The organism is Methylobacillus sp. DLP286, from assembly GCF_056636515.1.
In genome coordinates, this window is record NZ_CM153145.1 from 336,162 (window position 1) to 352,338 (window position 16,177).

The window sequence follows — 16,177 nt, forward strand, 5'->3', positions numbered from 1 at the left end:
TCTATGAAGTTTTATAAAACCTTTTAAAAACAATGAAATGTTGAATGGCGCGGTTTTTGCTAAGTATTTCCCGCGATAAAAATAAACGGAGGAGATGACATGGACTCAACACAGTCGGGAAATGACGTGTTTTTCATATTGCTGGGCGCCATTATGGTGCTCGCCATGCATGCGGGGTTTGCCTTCCTGGAGGTGGGTACCGTGCGCCGCAAGAACCAGGTCAACGCCCTGGTCAAGATTATGGTGGATTTCTCGGTATCCACCATCGCCTATTTTTTCATCGGGTATGGAGTGGCCTACGGCGTGGGTTTTCTGCAAGGGGCGGAGGCGCTTGCTGCGCAACGTGGATATGAGCTGGTGAAGTTCTTTTTCCTGCTGACGTTTGCCGCCGCCATCCCCGCCATCATTTCCGGCGGCATTGCCGAGCGGGCCAAATTCAATCCCCAGATTGCCGCGACCTTTGTCATCGTCGGCGTGGTATACCCCTTTTTTGAAGGTATCGCCTGGAACGGCCATTTCGGTTTCCAGGATTGGCTGGAAGCGGCTTTCGGCGCTCCCTACCACGATTTTGCCGGCTCTGTCGTCGTCCATGCGATGGGCGGATGGATCGCGCTGGCGGCCGTATTGCTCCTTGGCCCTCGCATCGGCCGCTACAGCAAGGATGGCAGGCTGCATGCCTTTCCGCCGTCCAGCATTCCTTTCCTGGCGCTGGGCGCCTGGATACTCACGGTCGGCTGGTTCGGCTTCAACGTCATGTCGGCCCAGACCGTGGATGCGGTAACGGGCCTGGTGGCGCTCAATTCATTGATGGCCATGGTCGGCGGCACGCTCGCGGCATTGCTTGCGGGCAAGAACGACCCCGGCTTCGTGCATAACGGCCCGTTGGCAGGCCTAGTGGCGATTTGCGCGGGCTCGGACGTGGTCAATCCCTTGGGCGCGCTGGTGATAGGACTAGTGGCAGGCGCGGTGTTCGTCTGGACTTTTACCTTGACGCAGAACCGCTGGAAGATTGACGACGTGCTTGGCGTCTGGCCCCTGCATGGCATTTGCGGCGCTTGGGGCGGCATTGCCGCTGGCATCTTCGGCGCAACAGCGCTGGGCGGCATGGGCGGTGTCAGCCTGGTGTCGCAACTGCTGGGCACGGGATTGGGCCTGGTCATTGCACTGGCAGGCGGTTTCGTGGTTTACGGCGTATTGAAACTGCTGGTTGGGCTGCGGCTGGATGCCGAGCAGGAGTATGACGGCGCCGACCTTTCCATCCACAAGATCGCGGCTACACCCAACCTGGCTGCGGGACAGGATGAATAAGCGCGGCTAAACCTTGTCCTTGGAAATAGCGCCCACCCCTGATTCAGCGCTCTGCCTGGGCGATTGGGGCATGAACATGGTATCTTGCGAGCTTATAGTGACGAGACGTATTGATGCTCAGGCAGACCAAGATATTGTTGTGGCGCTTACTAGCCGTAATTGCGCTGATTCTCGGCGTGATCGGGGCGTTCCTGCCGATCATGCCCACAGTGCCGTTCGTGTTGCTGGCGGCATGGGCGGGCGGGCATGGATGGCCGCAGCTTGAGCATTACCTGCTCAATCACCCCAAGTATGGCCATCACATCCGCGACTGGCGCGAGCGCGGCGCAGTGTCGCGCAAGGCGAAATATCTTGCGGTATTCATGATGTCGTGCAGCGCAACCGGGTTATGGTTCTCGCCGGCACCCTTGTGGGTGAAATGGGGCGTGACCCTGACTATGGCGACCGTGGCAGTCTGGCTGTTGCTGCGTCCGGAACCTGTGCCCTGCAAGTAAGGGCAGTTAATAAAGATTGTAGTTTAGCCTTGTATATAGTACTCGTATTCCCTGGGGCGGAAGGCCTTGCATAGTTTTGTCAGCTGCCCGAAGCTAAGGCTGTGCTGGCGTTTGCCCGTGCTAGAATGCTGCCCATGCCGAAATTTCATGTCCTGATCCCGGCAGCCGGCACAGGCAGCCGCATGGGGTCCGAATTGCCCAAGCAATATTTGCCGTTGAACGGCAAGCCGCTCATTCATCATGCCTTATCCCTTTTTTCCGCTGCTTCCCGCATTAGCGCTGTTCATGTCGTGATTGCTCCGGATGATCGCTTATGGTGCGAATATAGCGCTGCCGGCCTTGACGCAAAGGTGTCCGTCCATGCGCTGGGCGGCGCAACCCGTGCAGCCACGGTGCTGAGCGGACTGGAAGCGATTGCATCCCAAGCGGCGGATGACGACTGGATATTGGTGCATGACGCAGCACGACCCGGATTGAGCATGGCGATGCTGGACCGGTTGCTGGATAGTTTGCAGGATGACGCGGTGGGCGGACTGCTCGCGATCCCGCTCGCCGATACGCTCAAACGGGCCGATGCCGGGCAACGCGTCGCCAATACGGAGCCAAGGGAAGGCTTGTGGCAGGCGCAAACGCCGCAGATGTTCCGTTACGCCTTGTTGAAACAGGCGTTGCGCCAGGTGGGCGGCGCCCCGACCGATGAAGCCCAGGCGGTCGAGGCGCTCGGCTACAGTCCCAAGCTGGTGCCCGGCGAACTCAGGAACCTCAAGATTACCTATCCGCAGGATTTACAACTGGCAGAAGCGATTCTGCTTGCAGATGCCAAGGAGCAGAAAACATCATGATCAGAGTGGGAAACGGATTTGACGTGCATCAACTGGTGGAAGGGCGGCCTTGCATCATCGGCGGGGTGGACATCCCGTTTGCGAAGGGCTTGAAAGGGCACTCGGATGCCGATGTGCTGCTGCACGCCGTCAGCGACGCCTTGCTGGGGGCTGCGGCATTGGGCGATATCGGCAAGCATTTCCCCGATACCGACGAGCGCTTCAAGGGAGCAAATTCCCGGGCCTTGTTGCGCCATGTCGTAGCCTTGCTCAAGGCCAGGCATTACAGCGTCGTGAACATTGATGCTACGATTATCGCGGAAGCGCCCAAAATGGCGCCCCACATCGCGCAAATGGTACAGCATATCGCGGAGGACTGCGGTATCCCGGCGGACTGCGTCAACGTGAAGGCCACCACCAGCGAAAAGCTGGGTTTCACCGGGCGCGGCGAGGGCATTGCGGCGCAGGCGGTATGCCTGATCCAGCGCTACCAGATTTAAAGCGCTGCGGGGGCATCCGGTTGCTTTCACAAAACTGCTCTGAACTGGGGTTTTCCGCATGTTTCAATGCCGGGCGATTTGCATGGATGCCCCCGGAGCCCTTCGTCATTTCGTGTGATTTAGCAGGCTCGGATTGAGCCGGTATAACGGATATATGCTTATGCCTTGAGCAGGACGATGACGGCGCCGCTGCCGCCATCCTGCTGCCGAGCCTGGGCATAGGCGATGACTTCATCCTTCTGCATCAGCCAGTTGCGTAATTTGTGCTTGAGCACGGGCTCGCGGTTGCGCGAGCTCAGGCCCTTGCCATGGATGATGCGCACGCAGCGGATGCCGCGCTTCCTGCAGTGGGCAAGGAATTCGGCAACATAGACGCGCGCTTCGTCGCTGACCATGCCATGCAGGTCTATCGCGGCCTGCACCACCCAATGGCCGCGGCGCAGCTTGCTCAGGATGTCGGGGGAATGCCCATCGCGCAGGTAGAGCAGCTCTTCGCCGCTTTCGAGCTCGTGGGCGGGAATGTAGCCGTCGCTCAAGGAATCGGCCAGGGCCTGGCGCTCGTCGCGCAGGAACTGGCGCGGAATGGGCTTGGGAGAAGGCGACTGATGGTATAGCCGGGATGGCTTGAGCGGGCGCACATCCTTGACTGCATCAAGGAACAGCCTGCTTTCATCGTCCTTGTCGTCTTGTTCTGCCATCTGCTGCTAACCGAAAAAGAGGCCCGCAGGGAGGCCCTGCGGGAGTGTGGTTTAGGACAATTGGTCCAGGTAGCGCTCGGCATCGAGCGCCGCCATGCAGCCTGTACCGGCGCTGGTTACTGCCTGGCGGTAGATGTGGTCCTGCACATCGCCGGCAGCGAATACGCCGGGCACGCTGGTGGCAGTGAAGTTGCCTTCGCGTCCGGCCTTGGTGACGATATAGCCGCCCTCCATGTCCAACTGGCCCTCGAAGATGTCGGTGTTCGGCTTGTGGCCGATCGCGATGAACACGCCCTTGAGCGCGATCTCCTTGGTCGAGCCGCTGTTGACGTCCTTGAGGCGGACGCCGGTGACGCCGGAGTCGTCGCCCAATACTTCATCAAGGGTCTGGAAGGTTTCCAGCACGATACGGCCTTCCTTGACGCGCTCCATGAGCTTGTCCACCAGGATGGCCTCGGCCTTGAACTTGTCGCGCCTGTGCACCAGGGTGACCTTGCTGGCAATGTTGGCAAGATAAAGCGCTTCTTCCACTGCGGTGTTGCCGCCGCCGATCACGGCGACTTCCTGGTTGCGGTAGAAGAAGCCGTCGCAGGTGGCGCAGGCGGACACGCCCTTGCCGGCGAAAGCTTCTTCCGAAGGCAGGCCAAGGTACTTGGCGGAAGCGCCGGTCGCAATGATCAATGCATCGCAGGTGTATTCACCGGAATCGCCGACCAGCCGGATCGGCTTCTCGGCGAGATGGGCGGTGTGGATATGATCGAAGATCATCTCCGTGTTGAAGCGCTCCGCATGCTTCTGGAAGCGTGCCATCAACTCCGGGCCTTGTACGCCGTCGGCGTCGGCTGGCCAGTTGTCCACCTCGGTGGTGGTCATGAGCTGGCCGCCCTGGGCGATGCCGGTAATCAGCACGGGCTTCAAGTTGGCACGTGCCGCATACACGGCGGCAGAATAGCCTGCCGGGCCGGAACCCAGGATCAGCAAGCGAGCATGTTTTGTTGCCATACAGTGAGTACTCCTAATGCAATATTTCTAAAGGTGCGATGTTCGAAAGGTCGGAATATTAGGGTTTTTCCAGCAGGCTGCGCAACATCCATGCGGTTTTTTCATGGATTTGCAGGCGCTGCGTCAGCAGGTCGGCCGTTGCTTCGTCAGCTGCCTTTTCCGCGGTCGGGAATACCGAGCGCGCAGTGCGCACCACGGCCTCGTGGCCGGCGACCAGCGCCTTGATCATGTCCTGGGCATGCGGGACGCCGTCGGTCTCCTCGATGGAGGTGAGCTTGCTGAATTCCTTGTAAGTGCCGGGAGCGGGGAAGTCCAGGGAGCGGATGCGTTCAGCGATCTGGTCGACTGCGGTCCACAGCTCGTTGTATTGCTCCTCGAACATCAGGTGCAAGGTGCGGAATTGCGGGCCGGTCACGTTCCAGTGGAAGTAATGGGTCTTGAGGTACAGCGTGTAAGTATCTGCAAGGAAACGCGCAAGCCCTTCAGCGATTTTCTTGCGGTCTTTTTCACTGATGCCAATATCTACCATCTTATTCTCCTTTATTTGAGGTGAAGTACCATCCGCAATCAATGCATGCGGAATCTTTGCGGATGAGCTTAAGCCTGCTTGTTACCAGACCATTATGGCAATGCTTAGTTTCGCTAGTTTAGGCGTCGCTACAGGGGAGTGCAAATTGATTATGTTTATAGGAATGATAGCCTGGGTTAATTGCCGCGGCCCCATCAAAAGAGCCGGCAGGCGATATGAACATGGGTAAAACGGCGAAGTAGGAACTATCTGACAAGGATGTCATCCAACTGCGTGACGGGAACACAATTCCTGTCGAGTCGATTCACCTCCCAAAAGGAAAAGGAAGCAGCATATGTTGGTACTAGAAGTTCGTTCCCCTTCAGGACATGCGGACGAAGTTCTGCATCCTGAGCAAGTTGTTCCGCGTTTCAACCACGCTCAATATGTTCCCGCAGAAAATGTCGCAGAAAAAGAAGCGGCATTCGACCGTATCAGCCGCGCAGGCAATCAAGGCGCGCTGGTCAGGAACATCGATGCGTTTTGCGATTGTGTCTGAAGCGGTTCGATAGCACGAGTGGAAATGGCTGGGGCGCGCTCCGGCCATCATGTATTTGCCGCTTCATGCTGCTGAGCAGCATGCCGGAGCGAAACAGGGTTGATGCTGATATAATCGGGACAGCTTAATTTTGTGCCGGGTACTGAATCATCTTGTTTTTCCAGAAAAAAAGCACGCCGCTCAATAGCCGTCGTCAAGCCGAACCTGAAGCCACCCCTGGCATCGTCAAGGAAGCCTGGTGGCTTGTGTTGGTCGTCGTCGGCCTTTATCTCGCCTTAATCTTATTCACTTACCGCAGCACCGACCCTTCCTGGTCGCACAGTACCAGCGACGGCGACGTGACGCAGAACGCAGGCGGTGCGCTGGGCGCCTGGCTGTCCGATATCCTGCTGTACCTGTTTGGTTTTTCCGCCTGGTGGTGGGTGGTGCTGGCGTTTTACGCCATGTGGCTGGTATACCTGCGCCTTGAAGTCGTCGATGCCGAGCGCAAGCCATTGATCTGGCTAAACCTGGCCGGGTTCGCCATGTTGCTGCTGTCCTCGGCTGCATTGGAGGCAGGGCATTTTTACGCCATGACGGTGGAATTGCCGCTAGCCGCCGGCGGTATGCTGGGTTCACTGGTGGATGCCGGCCTGCAGGCGATACTGGGCTTCGCGGGTTCAACACTGGTGCTGCTGTTGCTGCTTGCGGTGGGCTTTAGCCTGTTCACGGGCTGGTCGTGGATCGCGATTGCGGAAAAATTCGGCGCCGGGCTGGAGTTCAGCTATCACTACGTTATCGAGCGCTGGCAGGATTACCAGGACAGGAAAGTGGGCAAGGCCGCCGAGCAGCAGCGCAACGAGTTCGTGGGCAATGAGCGCAAGCGCACCGAGGACCGCCAGCCTGTACAGATCGAGGTGCCGCCTACGTTCGAGATCGCGAAAAGCGAGCGGGTGCAGCGCGAGAAGCAGACGCCGTTGTTCGAGGCATTGCCGGATTCTCCTCTGCCGCCCTTGCATCTGCTGGATGAACCCAGCGGCGTGGTGGAAGTGCAGTCTGCCGAGACCCTCGAATTCACTTCGCGCCTGATTGAGCGCAAGCTCATGGATTTCGGCATCGAAGTCAAGGTGGTGACCGCATTGCCCGGCCCGGTGATTACGCGCTATGAAATCGACCCGGCGGCAGGGGTCAAGGGCAGCCAGGTCGCCAACCTCTCCAAGGACTTGGCGCGGGCCTTGTCTGTCATCAGCGTGCGCGTGGTGGAGACCATCCCGGGCAAGACCTACATGGGCCTGGAAATCCCCAACCCCAAGCGCCAGATCGTCTATCTTTCCGAGATTCTCGGCTCTCAGGTGTATGCCGACGTGAGTTCGCCATTGGCGATCGCCATGGGCAAGGATATTTCCGGCAAGCCCGTAGTGGCCGACCTTGCCAAGATGCCCCACGTGCTGGTCGCGGGTACCACCGGCTCGGGCAAATCGGTGGCGATCAACGCCATGATCCTGAGCCTGGTCTACAAGGCGGAACCCAGCAAGGTGCGCCTGATCCTGATCGACCCCAAGATGCTGGAACTGTCCGTGTACGACGCGATTCCGCATCTGCTGGCCCCGGTGATCACCGACATGCGCCAGGCGGGCAATGCGCTCAACTGGAGCGTGGCGGAAATGGAGCGGCGCTACAAGCTGATGTCCATGCTCGGCGTGCGCAACCTTGCTGGCTACAACCAGAAGATCCGCGATGCGGAAAAAGAAGGTAAGTCGATTCCGCACCCGTTCAGCCTGACGCCGGACGAACCCGAACCGCTGGAAGAACTGCCATTGATCGTCGTGGTGATCGACGAATTGGCCGACCTCATGATGGTGGTCGGCAAGAAGGTGGAAGAGCCGATCGCGCGTCTCGCCCAGAAGGCCCGCGCCTGCGGCATCCATCTCGTGGTGGCGACCCAGCGTCCGTCGGTGGATGTCATCACCGGCCTGATCAAGGCCAATATCCCGACCCGCGTGGCGTTCCAGGTCTCGAGCAAGATAGACTCGCGCACCATCCTCGACCAGATGGGCGCGGAAGCGCTGCTGGGCCAGGGCGATATGCTCTACCAGCCGCCCGGCACCAGCGATCCGCAGCGCGTGCATGGCGCCTTTGTTTCCGACCAGGAAGTGCACCGCGTGGTGGAATACCTCAAACAACAAGGCGAGCCGAATTACATCGAGGGCATCCTCACCGGCGGCAGCGAGGATGGCGGCGAGGCAGGTGAACTCGGCGAGAGCGGCGGCGAGGCAGACCCGCTCTACGACGAGGCCGTCGCCATCGTGCTCAAGTCGCGCCGCGCGTCCATTTCATCTGTCCAGCGGCAGTTGCGCATCGGCTACAACCGCGCTGCGCGCCTGATCGAGGAAATGGAGCGGGCCGGGCTGGTGTCTGCCATGCAGAGCAATGGCAACCGGGAAGTGATTGCGCCCAATAACCATGAATAAGCACGAAAGATTGAGCAAATGAGGGTTGTAGCAGCGTTGTTAATGATGATGCCATTGATAGCACAAGCTGATGGTGTCGAGTCGCTCAAGGCGTTTTTCAAGTCCACCAGCGCCATGCGCGCGCATTTCCACCAGGTCGTCACCGACGCGCAGGGCAACAAGGTGCAGGAAGTCGCAGGCAATATGCAGTTGCAGCGTCCCGGCAAGTTCAGGTGGGATTACGACAAGCCCTATGTGCAGCAGATCGTGGGCGACGGCGAGAGGGTCTGGCTCTACGATCCCGACCTCAACCAGGTGACCGTGCGGGCGATGGGCAAGGCGATCGGCTCCAGCCCGGCCTCTCTGCTGGCCGGTGCGCAGGATGCCGAGCGCAATTTCACCTTGACCACTGTCAGCCGGTCCGACGGCCTGGAGTGGGCGCAGGCGGTGCCCAAGGCGGAAGAGAGCGGCTTCGACAAGGTATTGCTCGGCTTCAAGGGCGACGAATTGCAGAAGATGGAGCTGCACGACAGCTTCGGGCATACCACCAGCATCCAGTTCAGCAAGTTGCAGCGCAATCCCTCTATCGCCAACAGCCAATTCAAGTTTGTGGTACCTGCGGGGGCCGATGTGGTGGGCGAGTAAGTGGCCGTATTCAAGCAATGTATGGCGGGCAGCAAGGCTGTATTGTACAGGGCCGCTTTCCACGGCATGGTGGGGGCGGCCTTGCTGTTGATGGGCGGAGCTGCGGCTTGCGCGCAGGATGCTGACTTGCTCGACAAGGCAGGCAGTCTGATAGCGGGCCGCGACTATGCTGCCGCCTACGCCTTGCTGGAGCCGGTGGAGTCCGAGCATTCGGGCGACCCGGCGTATGACATGCTGTTCGGGCTGGCCGCGATTGACAGCGGGCATGTGACGCGCGGCGTGTTTGCTCTCGAGCGCGTGCTTGCGGTGCAGCCGGATAACGCCAACGCCAGGGCGCAGATCGCCCGCGCGTATTTCCTTTTGGGCGAACAAGAAGCCGCCCGCGCCGAATTCAGGAACGTGCTCGACCGGCAGCCGCCGGAAGACATGGCCCGGGTGATCAATCGCTATATGAGCGCGATCGACAAGGCCCAGGGGCTGGCGACGACGTTCTCGGCGTATCTTGAAGGCACGCTGGGCCATGATTCCAATGTGAACAGCGCCACCGGGGTTTCTTCAGTGGCGGTTCCCTTGTTCGGCGGGCAGATCATCATTGACCTTGACCGGGCATCCCGTGAGACTAGCGATAATTACATGAACCTGGCCGGCGGCGTCTCGCTCCGCACCCCATTGGCAGACCGGCTCACTTTTTTTGCCGGCATCAATGCTTCGCAGCGGTTGAACAATCACGAGAATGAATTCGAGATCGGTATGCTTGATGCCAATGCCGGACTCAGCTACCGTAAATATCGCGATACTTACACCGTGGCGGCGCAGGCCACTCACCTGAGCTTGGATAAACAGATCTATCGTCGCACCCATGGCATTAATGCCCAATGGCAGCGTGATATCAATAACAAGAACCAGGTTAATCTGTTTGCGCAACTATCCCGCCTTGAATATCCTGATAACGATATTCGGGACGCGGACCGCTATGTGGCAGGGGGCGGCTGGGCGCATGTGTTCGATGGCGACCTGACGCCGCTGCTATTTATCAGCGGATATGCGGGCCGGGAGGAGACGCGGGACAGGCGGTGGGATTTTCTCAGCAATCGGCTCTACGGCATCCGCGGTGGCGGGCAATTGACGCTAAAGCCTAAGCTGGTGGCGTTCACCACCCTGGGATACGAATACAGGACGCATGACGAACAAGAGCCGTTGTTCTTGAAGGACAGGATCGACAGGCAGTGGGACTTAAGCCTGGGCTTGCGCTATCTGCCTGGGTACAATTGGGTCATAAAACCGCAACTGACTTATATTAGAAACGAGTCGAACATTGATCTCAACGACTTTGACCGCTACATGGTGTCCGTCAGCGTCCGCCGTGAGTTCAACTGGTAATGGAGGCTATTGATGCAGATCGCGACGACAATCAGGATTGCACTGCTCGCGCTGGCTACTGCGGCGAATGCCAGTGTCGCCACGGCCGCTGCGGGCAAGGTGGAGTTTGTGCATGGCGCGGCGAGCATTGTGGACAGCTCGGGCAATGTGCGCGAGGCCAGCAAGGGCAGCCAGTTCGATGAGGGGGAAACCCTGCTCACTGCCGATGGCCGCATGCAGGTTAAGTTTATCGACGGCGGTTACATTTCCCTGCAGCCCAATACCAGCTTCAAGGTCGAGGAATATCACTACAACGGCCGGGAAGACGGTAGCGAGCGCGGCATCTTCCGCCTGGTAAAGGGAGGCTTGCGTGCCATTACCGGGGTGATTGGCCATGCCAACAAGCCGAATTACCGCATGGATACGCCGGTTGCCACCATCGGCATACGCGGCACCGAATTCACCGCCTCGCTCGACGATGCGCAAAAGCTGCTGGTCAAGGTGGGCGACGGCGCGGTATTCATGCAAAACGACGTGGGCAACCTCGTGCTATACAGGGGGCAGGCAGGGGAAGTATCCAACGCAGGCAGCCGTCCGGGCTACTCCGAGGTCTTGCCGGTACTGGTCGCCGCCGGCCCGCAACAGGGTACTTTCCAGGATACCCTGGAAGAGAAACATGCATCGGATGCCAGTCAAAAAGGGTTTGCCAACGCCGATATCAGGAGCGATCAGGGGGTGCCTTGCGCTATGTCTAATTGCCTGGCCTTGAACGAAAATGAAATCGAGTCACCGACGCCATTGTTACCGCCACTGCCAGGAGGAAGCGGGGATGACATTGCCGCACAAGTTGGCAATGCCATCAAGGAGAATATGACAGGCTCTTGGAGCGGCAGCAATGAGGTTAATGGACGTTTGCTAGGATTTTCAGTACCTCTTATGGCAGAAGGCAAGTTGGATGTGAATTTTGGCAGGTCGGAGGCAAGTTTCAGTGTGGACATTAGTGGTTGGATGAATCTCGTTACGTCACGAGCGGCTGATGGCCGATTGAATGCCGATGGAAGTTTTACTTTCAGTGATGGTGCCATGACGGGCAGCGCGTGCATCACGGGTTGTACCTTGACGGTGAATCAAGGGCAACTGAGTGGTGAAGGGCTTGGAAATGCCGGTATTAACTTTTCTGTGCAGGATTTATTTAAATTGATTACTTTGGTGAACCGGCAGAACTTGCAGTTACAGGGGGGGCTTACTGCTCCCTAATCTCTGTAGTTTCTAAACCATACGGGCGGTAGAATAGGGCTTTTTGATGCTCCCAGGTCTACTGTCACGTGGTATTTCTTCGCATGAATCATCAACAACAACAGGCACTGCTTTGACCGGACTATTCGAACCCGTTGCTCCCCAAGCCCCGCTGGCAGAGCGCCTGCGCCCTAAGTCACTGGATGAAGTGGTAGGGCAAAAGCACCTGTTGGGCGAAGGTAAGCCTTTGCGCTTGGCTTTCACCTCGGGCAAGCTGCCGTCGATGATACTGTGGGGGCCGCCGGGCGTGGGTAAGACCACGCTGGCCAGGCTGATTGCCAATACCGCGGATGCCGAGTTCATTCCCTTGTCCGCCGTGCTGGCCGGGATCAAGGACATCCGCGAGGCCGTGGAGCGCGCCGAGCATACCTTGCAGCAACGCGGCCGCCGCACCATCCTGTTCGTCGATGAAGTGCACCGCTTCAACAAGGGCCAGCAGGACGCTTTCCTGCCGTTCGTGGAAAGCGGCCTGATCACCTTCATCGGCGCCACCACGGAAAACCCTTCGTTCGAGGTCAACAGCGCCCTGTTGAGCCGGGCGCAGGTGTTCGTTCTTAACGCCTTGTCCGAGGACGAATTGAAACAGTTGCTCGAGCGCGGCAAGCAGGAAATGCAGCTGGATATCCCTTTGACGCCGGATGTCGTGGAGCAGGTGCTCGGCTATGCGGACGGCGACGCCAGGCGGCTGCTCAATTTTGCCGAAGGCTTGTTCAATGCGGCGATTGCGGCCGGCGTATCGGAGATCAATGCCGAATTCTTGCAGTCGACCATGGCGAGCAAGCTGCGCCGGTTCGACAAGGGCGGCGAGGCTTTCTACGACCAGATATCCGCCCTGCATAAATCCGTGCGCGGCTCCAACCCTGATGCGGCCCTGTACTGGTTCCTGCGCATGATTGACGGCGGGGCCGATCCGCTTTACCTGGGCCGCCGCATCGTGCGCATGGCAGTCGAGGATATCGGCATTGCCGACCCTCGCGCGCAGACCATGGCGCTGGAAGCCTGCCAGATTTACGAACGCCTGGGGTCGCCGGAGGGGGAGCTGGCATTGTCCAATGCCGTGATCTACCTGGCGGTGGCGGCCAAGAGCAATGCGGCCTACATGGCCTACAACCAGGCCAAGGCTTTTGTCGCCAGCGACAAGTCGCGCCCTGTGCCCTTGCATCTGCGCAATGCGCCGACCAAGCTCATGAAGGCATTGGACTACGGCAAGGAATACCGTTACGCGCACAACGAGCCGGGGGCTTATGCCGCCGGCGAGGACTACTTCCCCGACGACCTTGAGGCGATGCAGTTTTATGTGCCCACGCCGCGCGGGCTTGAAGGTAAAATTGCCGAGAAAATGGCGCACTTGAGGGCGCTTGACGAGGGTGCCCGTGCCAAGAAGCGGAAAAAATAACTCAACGTGCCTATGCACACTTGAAATCAAACCCAGGAATTTTCATGTTAGACATCCAGCAGTTACGCAATGACCTCGATAACGTCGTGGCGCGCCTTGCCAGCCGAGGCTTTGCTTTTGATACCGATGCTTTTACAGCACTTGAGAACGAGCGTAAGACCGTTCAGACGCGTACGCAGGATTTGCAGGCCAAGCGCAATGCCACTTCCAAGCAGATCGGCATCGCCAAGTCCAAGGGCGAGGATGTCGCCCCCATCATGGCGGAAATCGCCGGCCTGGGCGCCCAGTTGAAGGAAGATGAGGAACGATTGGCAGTTATTCAGGCCGAGCTGCAGCAACTCCTGTTGAACGTGCCAAACCTGCCGCATGAAAGCGTGCCTGCCGGCAAGTCGGAAGAGGACAACGTCGAGGTACGCCGTGTAGGGACGCCGCGCAGTTTTGACTTCCAGATCAAGGATCATACCGACATCGGCACGCCGCTGGGCCTGGATTTCGACACCGGCGCCAAGCTGGCCGGCGCGCGATTCACCCTCATGCGCGGGCAGATCGCCCGCCTGCACCGCGCGCTGGCGCAGTTCATGCTGGATACGCAGACGGAAAGGCACGGTTATACCGAATGCTATACGCCCTACATCGTCAACGCCGACACCCTGCGCGGCACCGGCCAGTTGCCCAAGTTCGAGGCGGACCTGTTCGCCGCGCAGAAGGGCGGGCAGGAAGGCGACAGCAACGAAGCGTTTTACCTGATCCCGACTTCCGAGGTGACGCTGACCAACACCGTGCGCGACGAAATCGTGGCGCTGGACAGCCTGCCGATCAAGCTGACGGCGCATACCCCATGCTTCCGTTCCGAGGCAGGTTCTTACGGCCGCGATACGCGCGGCATGATACGCCAGCACCAGTTCGACAAGGTGGAAATGGTGCAGATCACCCATCCCGAGCTCAGCTACGAAGCGCTGGAAGAGATGGTCGGCCATGCCGAGCATGTGCTGCAGGCGTTGGGATTGCCATACCGTGTCGTGCTGCTGTGCACCGGCGACATGGGCTTCGGCGCGGCCAAGACCTATGACCTGGAAGTCTGGCTGCCTGCGCAGAATACCTATCGCGAAATCTCCTCGGTATCCAACTGCGAGGCGTTCCAGGCGCGCCGCCTGCAGGCGCGTTTCCGCAATGAAGGCGGCAAGCCCGAGTTGCTGCATACCTTGAACGGTTCAGGCCTGGCAGTGGGCCGTACCCTGGTGGCCGTGCTGGAGAACAACCAGCAGGCCGACGGCAGCGTGGTGGTGCCTGAGGCGCTGCGCCCTTACATGGGCGGGCTGGAAGTCATCAACGCCTAGAAATAAGCAAGTCTCCGTCAACTGATGCCGCAGCGAGCAATCGCTCGCTGCGGCATCAATGTTCTTCCTTTTCCTGGCTCAACGTTTCGATCAGGGCAATCTGCATGCGGTAGTGCAGTATCACGAACCAGCGCCAGAGCAAGGCGACCAGTCCTGCGACGATCAGCAGCACCACAACCCAAACATCCAGCGGCGGCATGATGCGATGGCTCAACGCCAGGATCAGCAATGCCATGCCAACGACAGCCAGCACGTTCACCGCCTTGGCGATAAAGCGCTGCACGCGGCCACAATCGTTTCCCGTCATGCCTTGCGTGGTATGGTCGGCAAGCAGCAGGCCGAGGGATTGCAGCTTCCTGAAGGCCGCGATCAGGAAAGGCGCTGCCAGCAGCAATGCCGAACCCCAGGTGAGAGCTTGCTGCCACATGATGTCGCGCATGGGAGACGGCAGGCTGACCAGGTGCACATTGACTAGCCAGACAGCTCCCAGGAACAGCGCGCTGACCATGCACAGGTTGACGAACACTTGCAGCAGCAGCTTGCGGTAAATGCCGGCGAGGATGGCGCCGTCGCTGTCCGGGGCATGGTTATTGGAGGCCAGCCAGTCGCTGTACAGCCGGAAGAATTGTGAAATCCTGGCCGGCATGTTGCGGGCCAGGGTGCTGGACAGCGGGTCGGCGGCCTTGATGAGGTAAGGCGTGGTGAGCGTGGTAATGACGGAGGCGGCCACGGCGATCGGATAGAGGAACGAGCTGGTGACGCCGAGCGTCAGGCCCAAGGAGGCGATGATGAACGAGAACTCGCCGATTTGCGACAAGCCCATGCCCACGCGCAAGGAAGTGCGTCCGTCGTTGCCAGCGGCCATGGCGCCCAGGGTGCAGGCGAAAATCTTGCCGAAGATGATCACCAGGATGACCACGATCACGGGGTCGGCATATTCGATAATGATGGCGGGGTCAAGCATCAGGCCGATGGCGACGAAGAAGATCGCGCTGAACATGTCGCGGATCGGCATGATCAGCCGCTCGATCACCCGGATGCGGCGCGATTCCGCCATGATGGCGCCGATCATGAATGCGCCGAGCGCCACGCTGTAGTCCAGCTTGATCACCAGCAGGCAGAAGCCGAAACACAAGCCGAGGATGGTGATCAGCAGCATTTCGTCGCGCTTGAAGCTGGCGACGTATTCGAGCAGCTTGGGCACAAGGATAATGCCGAGCACAAGCGCAACCACCATGAACAAGGTGAGATTGGAAATGGTGACGGCGGCATCCAGGGTGGATACCTGCCCGGTGGCTGCAATGCCGGAAAGTAGCGCAATAATGCCGATACCGAGGATATCCTCGACGATCAGCACGCCGAAGATCATCTGGGCGAAGCGCTCGTGCTTCATGTTGAGCTCGTCGAGCGCCTTGACGATGATGGTGGTCGACGAAATCGCCAGCATGGCGCCCAGGAAGATCGAATCCATGGATTTCCAGCCAAAATAGCTGCCTATCTCGTAGCCCAGCCAGACCATCACGACGATTTCCACCAGCGCCGCCACCACGGCAGTGGCGCCTACCGCTCGCAGCTTGCGCAGGCTGAACTCAAGCCCCAGCGAAAACATCAGGAACACGATGCCTAGTTCGGCCAGGATCTCGATCGTATGGTTGTCGTGCACCATGGAGAAGGGCGGGGTGTGCGGGCCCAATATCAGCCCGGCAAGGATGTAGCCCAGCACCACCGGCTGTTTCATGCGGTGGAAGATAATCGTGACCATGCCTGCCACCAGCATGATGACAGCCAAGTCCTGTATGAAGGCGGCGGCGTGCATAATCGTAAA

15 protein-coding genes are annotated in these 16,177 nt (G+C 59.1%); 11 read left to right on the forward strand and 4 right to left on the reverse strand.

Annotated elements, in window-relative coordinates; all coding sequences use genetic code 11:
* Positions 1-99: 99 nt before the first annotated feature.
* The 4 genes from ACWXTG_RS01595 (at position 100) to ispF (ending at position 3,123) form a co-directional block, all read left to right on the forward strand.
* Positions 100-1,308 carry an ammonium transporter gene (locus ACWXTG_RS01595; protein ID WP_480220463.1) on the forward strand — a complete coding sequence of 403 codons (1,209 nt, stop codon included), beginning with the start codon at positions 100-102 and terminating at the stop codon, positions 1,306-1,308.
* A gap of 113 nt (positions 1,309-1,421) precedes the next feature.
* A complete protein-coding gene (locus ACWXTG_RS01600) occupies positions 1,422-1,802 on the forward strand; it encodes a YbaN family protein (RefSeq protein ID WP_480220464.1) in 381 nt (126 codons plus the stop codon).
* 134 nt (positions 1,803-1,936) lie between these two features.
* Positions 1,937-2,644: a 2-C-methyl-D-erythritol 4-phosphate cytidylyltransferase gene (gene ispD, locus ACWXTG_RS01605; protein WP_480220465.1), complete on the forward strand. Its 708-nt coding sequence runs from the start codon at positions 1,937-1,939 to the stop codon at positions 2,642-2,644.
* Positions 2,641-3,123 (forward strand): 2-C-methyl-D-erythritol 2,4-cyclodiphosphate synthase, encoded by a 483-nt coding sequence (ispF, locus tag ACWXTG_RS01610; protein ID WP_309564914.1) that lies wholly within the window; start codon positions 2,641-2,643, stop codon positions 3,121-3,123. The genes ispD and ispF overlap by 4 nt, the downstream gene beginning before the upstream one ends.
* A 158-nt stretch (positions 3,124-3,281) precedes the next feature.
* Here the strand turns inward: ispF and ACWXTG_RS01615 are convergent, their stop codons facing one another.
* Genes ACWXTG_RS01615 through ACWXTG_RS01625 form a run of 3 tightly spaced genes read right to left on the reverse strand, consistent with a single transcriptional unit; the run spans position 3,282 to position 5,352 of the window.
* Positions 3,282-3,821 carry a Smr/MutS family protein gene (locus ACWXTG_RS01615; protein ID WP_480220466.1) on the reverse strand — a complete coding sequence of 180 codons (540 nt, stop codon included), beginning with the start codon at positions 3,819-3,821 and terminating at the stop codon, positions 3,282-3,284.
* A gap of 51 nt (positions 3,822-3,872) precedes the next feature.
* Positions 3,873-4,823: a thioredoxin-disulfide reductase gene (gene trxB, locus ACWXTG_RS01620; RefSeq protein WP_309564916.1), complete on the reverse strand. Its 951-nt coding sequence runs from the start codon at positions 4,821-4,823 to the stop codon at positions 3,873-3,875.
* Between the two features lie 58 nt (positions 4,824-4,881).
* Positions 4,882-5,352 carry a Dps family protein gene (locus ACWXTG_RS01625; protein WP_309564917.1) on the reverse strand — a complete coding sequence of 157 codons (471 nt, stop codon included), beginning with the start codon at positions 5,350-5,352 and terminating at the stop codon, positions 4,882-4,884.
* Positions 5,353-5,686: 334 nt separating this feature from the next.
* Here ACWXTG_RS01625 and ACWXTG_RS01630 point away from each other — a divergent pair, with 334 nt between their 5' ends.
* The 7 genes from ACWXTG_RS01630 (at position 5,687) to serS (ending at position 14,352) form a co-directional block, all read left to right on the forward strand.
* Positions 5,687-5,890 carry a hypothetical protein gene (locus tag ACWXTG_RS01630; RefSeq protein WP_480220467.1) on the forward strand — a complete coding sequence of 68 codons (204 nt, stop codon included), beginning with the start codon at positions 5,687-5,689 and terminating at the stop codon, positions 5,888-5,890.
* A gap of 152 nt (positions 5,891-6,042) precedes the next feature.
* Positions 6,043-8,340 (forward strand): DNA translocase FtsK, encoded by a 2,298-nt coding sequence (locus ACWXTG_RS01635; RefSeq protein WP_309564919.1) that lies wholly within the window; start codon positions 6,043-6,045, stop codon positions 8,338-8,340.
* 18 nt (positions 8,341-8,358) lie between these two features.
* On the forward strand, positions 8,359-8,964 hold the full coding sequence (gene lolA / locus ACWXTG_RS01640) for an outer membrane lipoprotein periplasmic chaperone LolA (RefSeq protein WP_480220468.1): 606 nt from the start codon (positions 8,359-8,361) through the stop codon (positions 8,962-8,964).
* Positions 8,965-10,344, forward strand: coding sequence for a surface lipoprotein assembly modifier (locus tag ACWXTG_RS01645; protein ID WP_480220469.1), 1,380 nt, complete (start codon positions 8,965-8,967; stop codon positions 10,342-10,344). It abuts the gene before it with no gap.
* A gap of 12 nt (positions 10,345-10,356) precedes the next feature.
* Positions 10,357-11,580 (forward strand): FecR family protein, encoded by a 1,224-nt coding sequence (locus ACWXTG_RS01650; RefSeq protein WP_480220470.1) that lies wholly within the window; start codon positions 10,357-10,359, stop codon positions 11,578-11,580.
* 112 nt (positions 11,581-11,692) lie between these two features.
* Entirely contained in the window at positions 11,693-13,015 is a 1,323-nt protein-coding gene (locus ACWXTG_RS01655) for a replication-associated recombination protein A (protein WP_480220471.1), read from the forward strand.
* A gap of 44 nt (positions 13,016-13,059) precedes the next feature.
* A complete protein-coding gene (gene serS, locus ACWXTG_RS01660; protein ID WP_480220472.1) occupies positions 13,060-14,352 on the forward strand; it encodes a serine--tRNA ligase in 1,293 nt (430 codons plus the stop codon).
* Between the two features lie 55 nt (positions 14,353-14,407).
* Here the strand turns inward: serS and ACWXTG_RS01665 are convergent, their stop codons facing one another.
* Positions 14,408-16,168, reverse strand: a complete 1,761-nt coding sequence (locus tag ACWXTG_RS01665; protein ID WP_480220473.1) for a cation:proton antiporter — start codon at positions 16,166-16,168, stop codon at positions 14,408-14,410.
* Positions 16,169-16,177 lie beyond the last annotated feature (9 nt).

Bases quoted from the DNA above. Each gene is read 5' to 3' on its own strand.
- ACWXTG_RS01615 (WP_480220466.1), bottom strand. From the start codon at position 3,821: ATGGCAGAACAAGACGACAAGGACGATGAAAGCAGGCTGTTCCTTGAT.
- ispD (WP_480220465.1), top strand. From the start codon at position 1,937: ATGCCGAAATTTCATGTCCTGATCCCGGCAGCCGGCACAGGCAGCCGC.
- trxB (WP_309564916.1), bottom strand. From the start codon at position 4,823: ATGGCAACAAAACATGCTCGCTTGCTGATCCTGGGTTCCGGCCCGGCA.
- ACWXTG_RS01665 (WP_480220473.1), bottom strand. From the start codon at position 16,168: ATGCACGCCGCCGCCTTCATACAGGACTTGGCTGTCATCATGCTGGTG.
- lolA (WP_480220468.1), top strand. From the start codon at position 8,359: ATGAGGGTTGTAGCAGCGTTGTTAATGATGATGCCATTGATAGCACAA.
- serS (WP_480220472.1), top strand. From the start codon at position 13,060: ATGTTAGACATCCAGCAGTTACGCAATGACCTCGATAACGTCGTGGCG.
- ACWXTG_RS01650 (WP_480220470.1), top strand. From the start codon at position 10,357: ATGCAGATCGCGACGACAATCAGGATTGCACTGCTCGCGCTGGCTACT.
- ACWXTG_RS01600 (WP_480220464.1), top strand. From the start codon at position 1,422: ATGCTCAGGCAGACCAAGATATTGTTGTGGCGCTTACTAGCCGTAATT.
- ACWXTG_RS01595 (WP_480220463.1), top strand. From the start codon at position 100: ATGGACTCAACACAGTCGGGAAATGACGTGTTTTTCATATTGCTGGGC.
- ispF (WP_309564914.1), top strand. From the start codon at position 2,641: ATGATCAGAGTGGGAAACGGATTTGACGTGCATCAACTGGTGGAAGGG.
- ACWXTG_RS01630 (WP_480220467.1), top strand. From the start codon at position 5,687: ATGTTGGTACTAGAAGTTCGTTCCCCTTCAGGACATGCGGACGAAGTT.
- ACWXTG_RS01625 (WP_309564917.1), bottom strand. From the start codon at position 5,352: ATGGTAGATATTGGCATCAGTGAAAAAGACCGCAAGAAAATCGCTGAA.